The organism is Pinisolibacter sp. DMC19 (assembly GCF_056313985.1).
On sequence record NZ_JBQUZF010000002.1, the window covers coordinates 161506 to 175497 of the forward strand.

13 protein-coding genes are annotated in these 13992 nt (G+C 69.9%); 7 read left to right on the top strand and 6 right to left on the bottom strand.

What is annotated here, in order from left to right; all coding sequences use genetic code 11:
- Nucleotides 1–42: 42 nt before the first annotated feature.
- Complete coding sequence (locus ACT53U_RS05035; RefSeq protein WP_476153286.1) at nt 43–681, top strand: glycoside hydrolase family 19 protein; 639 nt, start codon at nt 43–45, stop codon at nt 679–681.
- Here the strand turns inward: ACT53U_RS05035 and dprA are convergent, their stop codons facing one another.
- From dprA to ACT53U_RS05065, 6 genes are all read right to left on the bottom strand, one after another.
- Nucleotides 682–1782, bottom strand: a complete 1101-nt coding sequence (gene dprA / locus ACT53U_RS05040; RefSeq protein ID WP_476153993.1) for a DNA-processing protein DprA — start codon at nt 1780–1782, stop codon at nt 682–684. It abuts the gene before it with no gap.
- Between the two features lie 152 nt (nt 1783–1934).
- Nucleotides 1935–2234, bottom strand: a complete 300-nt coding sequence (locus ACT53U_RS05045) for a DUF3303 domain-containing protein (protein ID WP_476153287.1) — start codon at nt 2232–2234, stop codon at nt 1935–1937.
- Nucleotides 2235–2266: 32 nt separating this feature from the next.
- Nucleotides 2267–2869, bottom strand: coding sequence for a glycerol-3-phosphate 1-O-acyltransferase PlsY (gene plsY / locus ACT53U_RS05050; RefSeq protein WP_476153289.1), 603 nt, complete (start codon nt 2867–2869; stop codon nt 2267–2269).
- A gap of 14 nt (nt 2870–2883) precedes the next feature.
- Nucleotides 2884–4218, bottom strand: coding sequence for a dihydroorotase (locus tag ACT53U_RS05055; RefSeq protein WP_476153291.1), 1335 nt, complete (start codon nt 4216–4218; stop codon nt 2884–2886).
- Between the two features lie 11 nt (nt 4219–4229).
- Nucleotides 4230–5186, bottom strand: coding sequence for an aspartate carbamoyltransferase catalytic subunit (locus tag ACT53U_RS05060; protein WP_476153293.1), 957 nt, complete (start codon nt 5184–5186; stop codon nt 4230–4232).
- A 100-nt stretch (nt 5187–5286) separates the two neighbouring features.
- Nucleotides 5287–5493 (bottom strand): hypothetical protein, encoded by a 207-nt coding sequence (locus tag ACT53U_RS05065; RefSeq protein ID WP_476153295.1) that lies wholly within the window; start codon nt 5491–5493, stop codon nt 5287–5289.
- A 510-nt stretch (nt 5494–6003) separates the two neighbouring features.
- Here ACT53U_RS05065 and topA point away from each other — a divergent pair.
- From topA to ACT53U_RS05095, 6 genes are all read left to right on the top strand, one after another.
- On the top strand, nt 6004–8688 hold the full coding sequence (gene topA, locus ACT53U_RS05070) for a type I DNA topoisomerase (RefSeq protein WP_476153297.1): 2685 nt from the start codon (nt 6004–6006) through the stop codon (nt 8686–8688).
- A 150-nt stretch (nt 8689–8838) separates the two neighbouring features.
- The gene (locus ACT53U_RS05075; protein WP_476153299.1) at nt 8839–9678 is read left to right on the top strand and encodes a GGDEF domain-containing protein; all 840 of its coding nucleotides are present in this window, start codon (nt 8839–8841) and stop codon (nt 9676–9678) included.
- Nucleotides 9679–9754: 76 nt separating this feature from the next.
- Entirely contained in the window at nt 9755–12082 is a 2328-nt protein-coding gene (rnr, locus tag ACT53U_RS05080; protein ID WP_476153301.1) for a ribonuclease R, read from the top strand.
- Nucleotides 12083–12096: 14 nt separating this feature from the next.
- Nucleotides 12097–12714 carry a glutathione S-transferase family protein gene (locus ACT53U_RS05085; protein WP_476153303.1) on the top strand — a complete coding sequence of 206 codons (618 nt, stop codon included), beginning with the start codon at nt 12097–12099 and terminating at the stop codon, nt 12712–12714.
- A 51-nt stretch (nt 12715–12765) separates the two neighbouring features.
- On the top strand, nt 12766–13221 hold the full coding sequence (locus ACT53U_RS05090; protein WP_476153305.1) for a DUF983 domain-containing protein: 456 nt from the start codon (nt 12766–12768) through the stop codon (nt 13219–13221).
- Entirely contained in the window at nt 13221–13991 is a 771-nt protein-coding gene (locus ACT53U_RS05095; protein WP_476153307.1) for an NUDIX hydrolase, read from the top strand. The genes ACT53U_RS05090 and ACT53U_RS05095 overlap by 1 nt, the downstream gene beginning before the upstream one ends.
- The last annotated feature ends 1 nt before the right edge of the window (nt 13992 follow it).

Sequence of the window (13992 nt, forward strand, 5' to 3'; positions counted from 1 at the left end):
CCGATGCGGCGGACGGGACCCACCGACGGAGGTCCCTCCCCCATGTCCAGTCAACCGATCACCCGTAGCGACATCCTGCGCCTCGCCCCCGACGCCCGATCCGCCTATCTCGCCGCTTTCGACGACGCGGGAGCCGCGCTCACGCCCTTCGGCGTCGATGCCAACCGGCTCCGCCTCGCCCATTTCCTCGCCCAGATCGCCCACGAGACCGACGGGCTGACGATCCGCGTCGAGAGCATGAACTATTCGGCCGCCCGCCTGCCGCAGGTGTGGCCGTCGCGCTTCTCCGACCCCGAGGTCGCGCGCGCCCACGCCCACCAGCCGGAGAAGCTCGCGAACTTCGTCTACGGCGGGCGGATGGGCAATGTCGGCCCCGACGACGGTTGGCGCTACATCGGCCGCGGGCTCCTGCAGATCACCGGCCGCGAATCTTACGAGAAATACGGCCGCGTCCTCGGCATCCCGCTCGCCGAGACCCCGGATCTCGCCTTCTCGCCCGCGTGGTCGCTGAAGATCGCCGCGGCGGAATGGGCGGCGTCTGCCCGCAAGGGGCGGACCTGCAACGAAATGGCCGACGCCGACGACCTCGAGGGCGTGACGATCGCCATCAACGGCGGGCGGATCGGCCTCGCCTCCCGGCGCGACTGGCTCGCCAAGACCAGGCGTCTTCTCGGCCTCTGATCACATCAGCAGGCTGACGCGGCCACCGGCGTGGCGCTCGAGCCGGCCGGCGATCGCCAGTTCCATCAGGATCAGGTGCAGCTCGCCGGGGCGGACGCCGGTCGCGCGCAGGATCTCGTCGACGCCCACGGGCGTCGGCCCCAGCGCCTCGACCACCTTGCGGCGGGCGGTCTCGGGCACGTCGAAGGGGCGATCGAAGTCGTCGTCGCCTTCCGACGCCACAGGCGGCTCGAAGCGGCGGCCGATGATCGGGGCGAGCGCCTCGATGACGTGGCCGGCGTTGGCGACCAGCGTCGCGCCGTTGCGGATCAGCTCGTTCGCCCCTTCCGCCCGCGGGTCGAGCGGGCTGCCGGGGACGGCGAAGACCTCACGGCCCTGCTCCGCCGCGAAACGTGCGGTGTGGAGCGAACCGGAGCGCAGCGCCGCCTCGACCACCACGACGCCGAGTGACATGCCGGAGACGAGACGGTTGCGGCGCGGGAAGTCCTGCGCGCGCGCCTGCCAGCCGAAGGGCATCTCGGAGACGAGCGCGCCGCCGGTCGCGACGATCTGGTCGGCGAGGCCGGCGTGTTCGGGCGGATAGAGCCGGTCGAGCCCGCCGGCGAGCACCGCCACGGTGCCGGTGTCGATCGAGGCCTCGTGGGCGGCGGCGTCGATGCCGCGGGCGAGGCCAGAGACGATCACGAAGGCGGCCTCGCCCAACGCACGGGCGATCAGGCCGGCGATCTTGCGCCCCGAGAGCGAGGCGTTGCGCGCGCCGACGATCGCCACCATCGGCCGGCGGAAGACACCCGAGCCGCCCTTGACCGCGAGGAGCGGCGGGGCGCCCTCGATCGCCGCCAGACGCGCCGGATAGTCGGCCTCGCCCATCGCCACGAACCGGGCGCCGCAGGCGGCGGCGGTCGCGGCCTCGCGCGTCACCTCGTCGAGGCCGGCGATGCGGATGCGAGCCCGCGCCCCGCCGCGGCGGGCGAGTTCGGGCAGGGCGTCGAGGGCGGCGGCGGCGGAGCCGAAGTGATTGACGAGCTGGCGGAAGGTGGCCGGGCCGACGTTCTCGGAGCGGATCAGCCGCAGCCAGGCGAGCCGGCTCGCCTCGGTCATCGGCGGGGTCGCGGCGCGCGGCGGCGCCTCGTCGGTGTCGTCGAAAGAACAGCGATCCACGCGGCGCCCCCATTCGGTCGGCGCACTATGGAAAGGCAGCGGAGAAAATACAACCCTGAATTAAGTCCGCGCGGCCCGGGTTGCGGAGGGGCTCACCCCTCGGCGTCGGTCTTCGGCGCGAGATGCGGCGCGACCACCGCGCGGGTGGCGGCGGAGGGCACCACCGGCACGATCTCGAAACGACAGCCGAGCCCACGCCAGTGCAGCACCCACTGCTGCAAGAGGCTCGCGTCGTCGCATTCCATCAGCTGGAAACAGCGGGCGAAGTTGGGTTCGACCCAGCTGTCGACGTAGGTCAGACCCTCGGGCAGACCGCGGCCGGCGTCGCGGACGCGCTCGTAGACCGGGATCATGTCGTCGTTGGCGAAATGCTCGATCACCATGAAGAGCATGGGCGATCCTCCCGGACGGCGCGGCTCTCGCCTCAGGCCGCGTCCTTCTTCTTGCCGATCCTCGGCTCGGTGCCGGCGAGGAGACGGGCGATGTTCTCCTTGTGGCGATACCAGACCAGCACGGCGAGGGCCGCCAGCACCAGCGTCATCGTGCCCGAGGCCCAGCCGCCGAGGAAGAGACCGAGCGGCACCACCACGCTGGCGACCAGCGCCGACAGCGAGGAGATGCGGAAGGTGAAGGCCATGGCGAGCCACACCGCGCCGAAGGCGAAGGCCGCCGGCCAGAACAGGCCGAGCAGGCAGCCGATGTAGGTCGCCACCCCCTTGCCGCCCTTGAAGCCGAGCCAGACCGGGAAGACGTGGCCGAGGAAGGCGCCGACCGCCGCCGCCATGGCCGCACCCTCGCCGGCGAGATGGCGCGAGACGAGGATCGCCACCGTGCCCTTCAGCGCGTCGCCGAGGAAGGTGGCGAGCGCCAGGCCCTTGCGGCCGGTGCGCAGCACGTTGGTGGCGCCGATGTTGCCGGAGCCGATCGACCGGATGTCGCCGAGGCCGGCGAGACGGCAGAGGACGAGGCCGAAGGGGATCGAGCCGAGGGCATAGCCGAAGACGGCGGCGACGAGGATCACGAGCATCTCCGGCTTCTCCCTCAGGCGTCGAGCGTGTGGACGGTGCGGCCGCCGACCAGCGTGCGCAGCACGCGGCCGGTGAAGCGCGCCTCGTCGAAGGGCGTGTTCTTGGAGCGCGAGGCGAGTTTCTCGGCCTCGGCGATCCACGGCCGATCGGGGTCGATCACCGCGAGATCGGCCGCCGCCCCCGGCGTCAGCGTGCCGGCCGGCAGGCCGAGGCGACGGGCGGGCGCCAGCGACAGCGCCTCGACGAGGCGGGTCCAGGTGACACGGCCGTCGTGGACGAGGCGCAGGCTGGCGGCGAGCAGCGTCTCGAGACCGACGGCGCCGTCGGCGGCCTCGGCGAAGGGATGACGCTTCATCTCCACGTCCTGCGGATCGTGGGAGGAGACGACGATGTCGATGGTGCCGTCGGCGACGCCCTCGATCAGCGCCTGACGCTCGTCCTCGCACCTGAGCGGCGGCGAGAACTTCAGGAACGAGCGATAGGTGCCGATGTCCATCTCGTTCAGCGTCAGATGGTTGATCGACACGCTGGCGGTGACGTCGAGGCCGCGGGCCTTCGCGGCGCGCAGGATCTCGATCGAGTCCGAGGTCGAGATCTGGCTGGCGTGATAGCGGCCCCGCGTCAGCGCGACGAGGCGCATGTCGCGCTCGAGCATGATGATCTCGGCCTCGCGCGGGATGCCCGGCAGGCCCATGCGGGTGGCGAACTCGCCTTCGGTCGCAACCCCCGAGCCGACCAGCGTCGGATCCTCGACGTGGTGGACGATCAGCGCGCCGAAGTCGCGGGCATAGGTCAGCGCCCGGCGCATCACCAGCGCCGAGGGCACCGAGCGGCGGGCATCGCCGAAGGCGACGGCGCCGGCATCCTTGAGGAGGCCGAACTCGGTCGTCTCCTTGCCTTCCTGGCCCTTGGTCAGCGCCGCCATCGGGTGGACGCGGACGGAGGCCTGTTCGGCGGCACGGCGCAGCACGAAGTCGACCAGCGCCGGGTCGTCGATCACCGGATCGGTGTCGGGCATGGTGACGATGGTGGTGACACCGCCGGCAGCCGCCGCGCGCGACACCGAGGCGAAGGTCTCGCGGTGTTCGTGGCCGGGCTCGCCGATGAAGACGCGCATGTCGACGAGGCCCGGGACGATGACCTTGCCGGTGGCGTCGACGGTCTCCCAGCCCTCGGGGCTGCCCTGGTTCATCACCTCGGGGCCGGCTGCGAGGATGCGGCCCTCGGCGACGATCACCGAGCCGACGGCGTCGAGGCCGCGGGCGGGGTCGACGATGCGGGCGCCGGCGAAGACGACGGGGCGCTCGTCCGAGGCGCGCCGGGCGGAAGCGGTATGGCTCGGGCTCATGGGGCGCGACCTCAGGCGTTGGGCAGGTGTTCGGCGAGCGTCTCGAGCACGGCCATGCGTACGGCCACGCCCATCTCGACCTGTTCGGAGATCAGCGACTGCGGCCCGTCGGCCACTTCCGGATCGATCTCTACGCCCCGGTTCATCGGCCCGGGATGCATGACCAGCGCATCCTCCGCCGCCCAGGAGAGCTTTTCCTTGTCGAGACCCCAGTAGTGGAAGTACTCGCGCACCGAGGGCACGAAGGAGCCGTTCATGCGCTCGCGCTGGAGACGCAGCATCATGACGATGTCGGCGCCGTCGAGGCCCTTCTTCATGTCGGTGAAGGTCTCGACGCCGAGCCGGTCGGTACCCGCCGGGATCAGCGTCGAGGGGCCGACGAAGCGGACCTTGGCGCCGAGCGCGGAGAGGAGCAGCAGGTTCGACCGCGCGACGCGGGAATGGACGATGTCGCCGCAGATGGCGACGGTCAGGCCTTCGATACGGCCCTTGTGGCGGCGGATGGTCAGCGCGTCGAGCAGCGCCTGGGTCGGGTGCTCGTGGGCGCCGTCGCCGGCGTTGATCACCGAGCAGGAGACTTTCCGCGCGAGCAGATGCACCGCGCCGGCGGCGTGATGCCGCACCACCAGGATGTCGGGGCGCATGGCGTTGAGGGTCGCCGCCGTGTCGATCAGCGTCTCGCCCTTCTTCACCGAGGAGGAGGCGACCGACATGTTCATGACGTCCGCGCCGAGCCGCTTGCCGGCGATCTCGAAGGACGACTGGGTGCGGGTCGAAGCCTCGAAGAAGAGGTTGATCTGCGTGCGACCACGCAGAACGTTCTTCTTCTTCTCGATCTGGCGGGAGACGAGGACCTCCTCCTCCGCCTTGTCGAGAAGATGCAGGATCTGCAACGGCGTCAGCCCCTCGATACCGAGGAGGTGGCGGTGCGGGAAGGCGGGGGCCGGGGTCGATGGTGCGTTCGTCATCGAAGAGAGCTTCTTATGCGCTCCCCTCCCCCCCGGCAAGGCCGCGACGCGGGTTTCCGCGGGTTTTCCTGTGAAATGCGCGATCGGCGGAAACGGCCGATCAGGCCGAGCCGTTGCGGCCCTCGAAGACGGCGACGCGCGGTTGGGTCAGGACCTGCGAGGCGGCCTCCATCCGGGCCATGTCGATCAGATAGGCGAGGAAGGGCATCCCCGACTTGGTCGCCAGATCGCGCAATTCCGCCGTCGCCTGCTCGATGTAGGCGGCGGCTTCGTTGGCTTTCGCCGGTGAACGGACCGTCCCGGTCATTCGCACCTTTCCGCCCCGACCCGTCTCCCGTCGCGCCGAGGCCATCCGATTCGTCGTGCGCGTCGCGAAGTCGGCCGATGCCACCTCGACGCACGAACCACACGTCGACAATCGTAGATGTTGCACAATACAAGTCCATCTATTTCTGGTTGTATTTTGTGCCTTCCGGGTTGGAAAATCGGGCGCCGGGGCCGTGTCGGGGCACTGGGGCTTGACCCCCGCCTCGTGGCACCCCATTCAATGAGCCGCCGCGCATCGGCCGAAAGCGCAACCCGCGATGGTTGCGGTCGGTTGTGCGATGCACTTGAAAGTATCGCATTTCTCGTCGATCCTCTCAATGCCGCTCTTCGCGATCGGCAGGACGGGGCCGACGGCTCGTCCGCTTTCCCCGATGCTCGGGTGCGCCGAAAGGCGTGCGTGGCGACGGGGATCGCCGTTCCGCTCCGGCTCCCGTCGGTGTGGGGCGGCCTTGATCCCGCGCCGGAGCGCATTCGGAGGTCCTCGCCCGCCATGAACGTCGTCATCGTCGAGTCCCCGGCCAAGGCCAAGACCATCAACAAGTACCTGGGTCCCGGGTACGAGGTGCTGGCGAGCTACGGCCATGTCCGCGATCTGCCGGCCAAGGACGGCTCGGTCCGACCGGACGACGACTTCGCCATGGACTGGGAGGCCGACGGCAAGGGCGCCAAGCGGCTCTCGGAGATCATCCGGGCCGTCAAGGGCTCCTCGCGCGTCATCCTCGCCACCGACCCGGATCGCGAAGGCGAGGCGATCAGCTGGCACGTTCTGCAGGTGTTGAAGGAGAAGCGCGCGATCAAGGACCAGAAGGTCGAGCGCGTCGTCTTCAACGCCATCACCAAGAATTCCGTGCTCGAGGCGATGAAGAACCCGCGCGAGATCGACGTGGCTCTCGTCGACGCCTATCTGGCGCGCCGGGCCCTCGACTATCTCGTCGGCTTCAACCTGTCGCCGGTGCTGTGGCGCAAGCTGCCGGGTGCGCGGTCGGCCGGCCGCGTCCAGTCGGTGGCACTGCGCATCATCTGCGACCGCGAACACGACATCGAGACCTTCCGCCCGCAGGAATACTGGTCGATCGTCGCCCGCCTCGCGACGCCCCACCGCGAGGAGTTCGACGCCCGCGTCGTCGGCTTCTCGGGCAAGAAGCTCGGCCGCCTCGACGTCAAGACCGGCGACGAGGCCGGCGCCATCCGCTCGGTGCTCGAGCGGGCGACCATTTCGGTCGCCTCGGTCGAGAAGAAGCCGGTCAAGCGCCATCCCTTCCCGCCCTTCACCACCTCGACGCTGCAGCAGTCGGCGAGCTACGCGCTCGGCCTCTCCGCCGCGCGTACCATGCAAGTGGCGCAGCGGCTCTACGAAGGTGTCGAGATCGGCGGCGAGACCGTCGGCCTCATCACCTACATGCGAACCGACGGCGTCGACATCGCGCCCGAAGGCATCAGTGGCATCCGCAAGGTGATCGGCCAGGACTTCGGCGACGCCTATCTGCCGCAGGTGCCGCGCAAGTACACCGCCAAGGCCAAGAACGCCCAGGAAGCGCACGAAGCGATCCGCCCGACCGACCTCTCGCGTCGGCCGAAGGACGTGGCGCGCTATCTCGATGCCGAACAGGCCAAGCTCTACGATCTGATCTGGAAGCGCACCGTCGCCTCGCAGATGGAATCGGCCATCCTCGACCGCACCACCGTCGAGATCGCCGCGACGCTGGGCGCCGAGCGCGTCGACCTGCGCTCGACCGGTTCGGTAGTCCAGTTCGACGGCTTCCTCAGGCTGCACGCCGAAGGCCGTGACGACGAGGAGGACGAGGAGAACCGCCGCCTGCCCGCGATGGCCGAGCGCGACCCGCTCGAGCGGCGCAAGATCTCCGTCGACCAGCACTTCACCGAGCCGCCGCCGCGCTTCACCGAAGCGACGCTGGTGAAGAAGATGGAAGAGCTCGGCATCGGCCGGCCGTCGACCTATGCCGCGACGCTGCAGGTGCTGCGCGACCGCGAATACGTCACCCTCGACAAGCGCCGCCTCGTCCCCGAGGACAAGGGGCGTCTGGTCATCGCCTTCCTCGAGAGCTTCTTCCTGCGCTACGTCGAATACGACTTCACCGCCGATCTCGAAGAGAGCCTCGACAAGATCTCGGCCGCCGAGATCGACTGGAAGGCCGTGCTGCGCGCCTTCTGGGCGGACTTCTCGGCCGCCATCGAGCAGACCAAGGAGCTGCGCGTCGCCGACGTGCTCGACGCGATCAACGAACTCCTCGGCGCCCATGTCTTCCCCGACAAGGGCGACGGCTCGGATCCGCGCGCCTGCCCGTCCTGCGGGTCCGGCAAGCTGTCGCTGAAACTCGGCAAGTTCGGCTCGTTCATCGGCTGCTCGAACTATCCCGAGTGCCGCTACACCCGCCAGATGCAGGCCTCCGGCGCCGAGGGCGACGGCGAGGCCGGCCCCAACGGCGACGGCACCAAGATCCTCGGCACCGATCCGGCGACCGGGCTCGAGGTCAGCCTCCGCGCCGGCCGCTTCGGCCCCTACGTGCAGCTCGGCGAGGGCGACAAGCCGAAGCGTTCGTCGCTACCCAAGGGCTGGACCGCCGCCTCGATCGATCTCGAGAAGGCGTTGAAGCTCCTGTCGCTGCCGCGCGAGGTGGGTGCCCATCCGGAGACCGGCAAGCCGATCACCGCCGGCCTCGGCCGTTTCGGACCCTTCGTGCTGCACGACGGCACCTATGCCAACCTGCCGACCGCCGAAGAGGTGTTCGACATCGGCATCAACCGCGCCGTGACGCTGATCGCCGAGAAGAAGGCGGGCGGGCGCGGACGCGGCGCGCCGGCGGCGCTGAAGGATCTCGGCGAGCATCCGACGCTGGGCGGACCGATCACCGTGCGCGACGGCCGCTACGGCCCCTATGTCGCCCACGACAAGGTCTACGCCACTCTGCCCAAGGGCATGGACCCGCTGTCGGTGACGCTCGAGGTCGCCGTCGCGCTGGTCGCCGAGAAGGCCGCCAAGTCGCCGGCCAAGGGCAAGGCCAAGGCTGCGCCGAAGAAGGCGGCCCCGAAAAAGGCCGCCGCCGCGGATACCGAGGGCGCCGCTGCGCCGAAGAAGGCCGCGGCCAAGAAGCCCGCCGCCAAGAAGGCGCCGGCGAAGAAGCCGGCCGCCAAGAAGACGACGAAGGGCGCCTGAGGCCCCGTTCACACCACGTCGATTGCCGCGTGCCCGCGAATTTTCGGGCCGCGGCGCTCGATGTTATGTGAAACACTCCGTAAAACACCGTATGATACCGTCTTCGCGTCGCGGCGATCTGATTCGCCGCGCCCCTCGGGGGGCCTTGGCATGACGATTCTGGACTTCGCCTCGCGCAAGACCATCCGCACCAGAGACGATCTGCGTCTCTACATTGCGCGGATCGCGCTCTACGTCGCGGTCATCGCGACGGCGGTGGCCACGGTGCATGAAGGCATGGGCCTGTCGTGGCAGTCGGTGCCGTCGCTCGTCGGCGTCTTCGTCGCGGCGGCGGTCTTCGCGGTGCCGATCGCCTGGGAGTTCGGACGCATGTACCTCGAGCTGTGGGAGGCGACGCGCTCGCTGCACCGGCTCGCCACCACCGACCACCGCACCGGCCTGCTCAACAACCACGCCTTCGTCTCGCGGGCGAGCGACCGCATCGACGACGGGCGCCGGATCGCGCTGCTGGTCGGCGACCTCGACCGCTTCAAGACGATCAACGACCGCCACGGCCATCCCAAGGGCGACGAGGTGATCGCCGCCGTCGGCGCGGCGATGTGCGGTCTGTTCGGCGACGACATGGTCGGCCGCATGGGCGGCGAGGAGTTCGCCGTGATCCTCGACTGTCCCTTCGAGGACGACGCCAGCGCCGCGAGCCATTGCGAGCGCTTCGCCGAGGAGCTGCGCCGCCGCGTCGCCATGATCCGTATCCCGGCCGAGCGCGGCACCATCCGCCCGACCATGTCGATCGGCGTCGCCCGCGTCCGCGAGGGCGAGGATTTCGGCCAGATCTACGCCCGGGCCGACAAGGCACTCTATCTCGCCAAGGCCTCGGGCCGGAACCGTGTGGTCGACGAGAACCGCTTCGAACTCGACGAGACGATACCGCAGCGGCTGCCCGACGACTGCGCCAACTGCCCCCTGCTGAGCGGCGCGGCGCGCTGCTGAACCCCACGCGAGCCGGGACAGGCGTCGGCCGACGGTCTATGCTTCCCCGATCGAACACGATCCGGATCATCGACATTTGGCCCGCCGCCCCGACGACACCCCCGCCCCCGGCCCGCGCAAGCGGCTCGGCGATGCCCTGCCCTCGCGCGACGAGATCATGTCCTATCTCGCCGACCATCCCGGCGAGGCGGGCAAGCGCGACATCGCGCGCGCCTTCGGCATCACCGGCGGCGCCAAGATCGCGCTGAAGCGCATCCTGAAGGACCTCGCGAGCGAGGGCATCGTCGAGCGCAAGCGGCGCAAGCTCGCGCCCAAGGGGACACTCGCCACCGTCTTCGTCGCCGACATCACCCGGCGCGACGCCGACGGCGAACTCCTCGCCGTGCCCGACGAATGGGACGAGGAGGAGAACGGCCCGGCGCCGGTCGTGCTGATTCTCGCCGAGCCGAACGCGCGCCGCGGCACCCCGCGGGCCGCCGCCGGCATCGGCGACCGGGTGCTCTTGCGCTCGACCGACATCGACGACGAGCTGCCGCCGGGCGTGGCGCGTGCCGCCCGTATCCTCCGCGTGCTCGACAAGAAGCCGCCGGACGTGCTCGGCATCGTCCGCCTCGTGCCGGGCGGCGCCCGCATCGCGCCGATCGACAAGAAGGGCCGCGAGTGGAACGTCGCCGAGCACGACATGAAGGACGCCAAGGAAGGCGACCTCGTCTCGCTCGACCTGCTGAAGTCCGGCGGGCGCCTCGGCCTCGGCCGCGCCAAGGTGCGCGACGTGATCGGCTCGATGGCGTCGGAAAAGGCGGTCTCCGAGATCGCCCTCCACGTCCATGGCATTCCGCACGTCTTCCCCGTCGCGGTGATCGCCGAGGTCGAGGCCTGCGAGCCGGTGAAGCTCGGCAAGCGCGAAGACTGGCGCGATCTGCCGCTCGTCACCATCGATCCGCCCGACGCCAAGGACCACGACGACGCGGTCCACGCGACGCCGGATCTCGATCCGGAGAACCCGGGCGGCCAGATCGTCACCGTGGCGATCGCCGACGTGGCGCACTACGTCCGCCCCGGCACGGCGCTCGACCGCGAGGCGGTCCATCGCGGCAACTCGGTCTATTTCCCCGACCGCGTCGTGCCGATGCTGCCGGAGAAGATCTCGACCGACCTCTGTTCACTCCGCGAGAAGGAGGATCGCCCGGCGATCGCCGTGCGGATGATCTTCGACGCCGAGGGGCGGAAGCGCTCGCACACGTTCCATCGCATCCTGATGCGCTCGGCGGCGAAGCTCTCCTACCAACAGGCGCAGGCGGCGATCGACGGCCGCGTCGACGACAAGACCGATACGCTGATCGAAGGCGTGCTGAAGCCGCTGTGGGAGGCCTATGCGGTTCTGAAGCGCGGGCGCGACAGGCGCGAGCCGCTGGAGCTCGACCTGCCGGAGCGCAAGATCCTGCTCAACCCCGACGGCACGGTCGACAAGGTCATCGTCCCGGAACGCCTCGACGCCCACAAGCTGATCGAGGAATACATGATCCAGGCGAACGTCGCCGCCGCCGAGACGCTGGAGACGAAGAAGGTTCCCCTGCTCTTCCGCATCCACGACATGCCGTCGGACGAGAAGCTCAATGCGCTGAAGGAGTTCCTCTCCACCCTCGACATCAAGGTGGCGGCGAAGGGCGGGCTGAAGCCCGCCGCCTTCAACGCCATCCTCGCCAAGGTCGTCGACACGCCGAAGGCCGGTCTCGTCAACGAGGTGGTGCTGAGGTCGCAGGCACAGGCAGAGTACAATCCGCACAACATCGGCCATTTCGGCCTGCACCTGCGCCGCTACGCCCATTTCACCTCGCCGATCCGCCGCTATGCCGACCTCATCGTCCATCGCGGTCTGATCCGGGCGCTCGGCTTCGGTTTCGACGGGTTGCCGGAGACCTGGGACGCCAAGCTCGAGGCGATCGGCACCGAGATCTCGGCCTGTGAGCGGCGCGCCATGCTCGCCGAGCGCGACACGATCGATCGGCTGATCGCCCGCTGGCTCGCCGACCGCGTCGGCGCCAGCTTCAGGGCCAAGATCTCCGGTGTCACCAAGTCGGGCCTCTTCGTCCGTCTCGACGACACCGGCGCCGACGGTTTCGTGCCGGCGGCGACGCTCGGCGACGACTACTACGTCTACGATCAGGTCACCCACGCGATGATCGGCCAGCGCACCGGCGAGACCCACCGTCTCGGCGACGCGGTCGAGGTGAAGCTGGTGGAGGCACAGCCCTTCGCCGGCGCGCTGCGTTTCGAGATGCTGTCGGAGGGCGCCATCGAGAAGGGCCTCGGGCGCAAGCGGCTCGCCGCCCTGTCGCGCGACAAGACCAGGGTGCGCGGCGCCCCGAGCCGCGGCCGCAAGGGGCCGCCGAGACGCAACTGACGAGGAACGACGCAATGATCGAAGTCTGGGGACGCACCAACTCCTCCAACGTCAAGAAGGTGCTGTGGACGCTCGAGGAACTCGGGCTTCCCTATGTCCGCCACGACGCCGGCGGCGCCTTCGGTGTGGTCGACACACCGGCGTTCCGCGCCATGAACCCGAACGGGCTGGTGCCGGTCGTCACCGACGGCGACATGACCTTGTGGGAATCGAACACCATCGTGCGCTGGCTCGCCGCCCGCCACGGCGCGGGCCGGCTGATGCCGCTCGATCCGAACGGGCGTGCGCGAGCCGAACAATGGATGGACTGGGGCCATTCCTTCGCCGCCCCGTTCCGCCCGGTCGTCTTCGGCATGCTGCGCACGCCGCCGGAGAAGCGCGACCTCGCGGCGATCGAGGCGGGACGGCGGATCTGCGCCGATCTCTGGCAAATCGCCGACGCGACGCTCGCCGATCGGCGCTTCATCGCGGGCGACGACTTCGGCGTCGCCGACATCGTCCTCGGCCCCTTCGCCTATGTCTGGTTCGGTCTCGACATCGAACGGCCGGCGACGCCGAACCTCGATCGCTGGCTCGGTGAATTGCGTACACGGCCGGCCTGGGCGAAAGTGGTGGCGATCGGGCTCTCCTGAGCCCGGGCACGACGAGAGCCGGGCAACCGGCCGAACGGGAACGTGCGGCCCATGAAGGTCTTTCACCACGGCAGCGGCGGCGGCACGCCGCGCGAACCCTCGCGATCGGAGACGCGCGAACCGCGTCGCGCGATCCTGCGGGGCCTGCGCGGGCTCTGCCCGGAATGCGGGGTGGGCGCGCTCTTCGACGGCTATCTGACGGTTCGGCCGAGCTGCAAGGTGTGCGGCGAGGCCTTCCATCACCACCGCGCCGACGATCTGCCGCCCTACCTGACCATCCTTGTGGTCGGCCACATCGTGGTCTCGGGACTGCTCGTCACCGAGAAGCTGTGGCAACCGGCGGACTGGGTGCAGGCGGCGATCTGGCTGCCGGTGACGCTCCTTCTCTCGCTCCTGCTCGTCCGCCCCTTCAAGGGCGCGGTCGTCGCGCTGCAATGGGCCTACCGCATGCATGGTTTCGCCAAGCGGCCGCCCATCCCGTTCAATCCGTCGACCAAGGCTTCCTGATGCGCCCCGTCTCCGACATCCTCGCCGAACTCAACGCCCTCGACCGCACCGGCAAGGCGCCCTACTACCGCCCACGCGACGCGGCGACCCTGCTGATCCTCGATCGCTCCGGCGGCGACGGCGCATTGCGCGTGCTGATGGGCAAACGCCACCAGCGGCACAAGTTCATGCCCGGCGCCTGGGTCTTCCCCGGCGGACGGGTCGACGCCGCCGACAGCCGGGTGAAGCCGGCCGACGACTACGAGGCCCCCGTCGCCAGCCGGCTGATGACCGAGGCCGGCGCACGGGCCTCGGCGACGCGGGCGCGGGCGCTCGCGATCGCCGCCATCCGCGAGACCTGGGAGGAGGCCGGCATCCTGATCGGCACCCCCTCCCCCGCCGGCCCGACCGGCGAGGACCACGATCCGCACGACGCCTTCGCCGCCTTCCGGGCGCGCGGCTTCCTGCCCTCGATCGCGGCGATGCGCTTCGTCGCCCGCGCCATCACCCCGCCGGGGCGGCCGCGCCGCTTCGACACGCGATTCTTCGCGGTGCCGGCGAGCGCCGTCGGCGGGCGGATCGAGACCGGCGTCGGCCCCTCGGGCGAGCTCGAGGACGTCGCCTGGGTCACCTTCGCCGAGGCCCGCGCCCGGCCGGAACTGCCGCCGATCACCAAGGCGGTACTCGACGAGCTCGACGACCGGCTGATGCGCGACCCCGGCTTCGGCCCCGACCACCCGGTGCCGTTCTATCGCTGGGTGCGCGACCGTTTCGTCCGCACGGAGATCTGAG

Excerpts from the sequence above, each read along its gene's own strand:
- ACT53U_RS05075 (WP_476153299.1), top strand. The coding sequence starts at position 8,839 with ATGACGATTCTGGACTTCGCCTCGCGCAAGACCATCCGCACCAGAGAC.
- ACT53U_RS05090 (WP_476153305.1), top strand. The coding sequence starts at position 12,766 with ATGAAGGTCTTTCACCACGGCAGCGGCGGCGGCACGCCGCGCGAACCC.
- ACT53U_RS05045 (WP_476153287.1), bottom strand. The coding sequence starts at position 2,234 with ATGCTCTTCATGGTGATCGAGCATTTCGCCAACGACGACATGATCCCG.
- ACT53U_RS05055 (WP_476153291.1), bottom strand. The coding sequence starts at position 4,218 with ATGAGCCCGAGCCATACCGCTTCCGCCCGGCGCGCCTCGGACGAGCGC.
- ACT53U_RS05095 (WP_476153307.1), top strand. The coding sequence starts at position 13,221 with ATGCGCCCCGTCTCCGACATCCTCGCCGAACTCAACGCCCTCGACCGC.
- ACT53U_RS05065 (WP_476153295.1), bottom strand. The coding sequence starts at position 5,493 with ATGACCGGGACGGTCCGTTCACCGGCGAAAGCCAACGAAGCCGCCGCC.
- ACT53U_RS05085 (WP_476153303.1), top strand. The coding sequence starts at position 12,097 with ATGATCGAAGTCTGGGGACGCACCAACTCCTCCAACGTCAAGAAGGTG.
- dprA (WP_476153993.1), bottom strand. The coding sequence starts at position 1,782 with ATGACCGAGGCGAGCCGGCTCGCCTGGCTGCGGCTGATCCGCTCCGAG.
- plsY (WP_476153289.1), bottom strand. The coding sequence starts at position 2,869 with ATGCTCGTGATCCTCGTCGCCGCCGTCTTCGGCTATGCCCTCGGCTCG.
- topA (WP_476153297.1), top strand. The coding sequence starts at position 6,004 with ATGAACGTCGTCATCGTCGAGTCCCCGGCCAAGGCCAAGACCATCAAC.
- ACT53U_RS05035 (WP_476153286.1), top strand. The coding sequence starts at position 43 with ATGTCCAGTCAACCGATCACCCGTAGCGACATCCTGCGCCTCGCCCCC.
- ACT53U_RS05060 (WP_476153293.1), bottom strand. The coding sequence starts at position 5,186 with ATGACGAACGCACCATCGACCCCGGCCCCCGCCTTCCCGCACCGCCAC.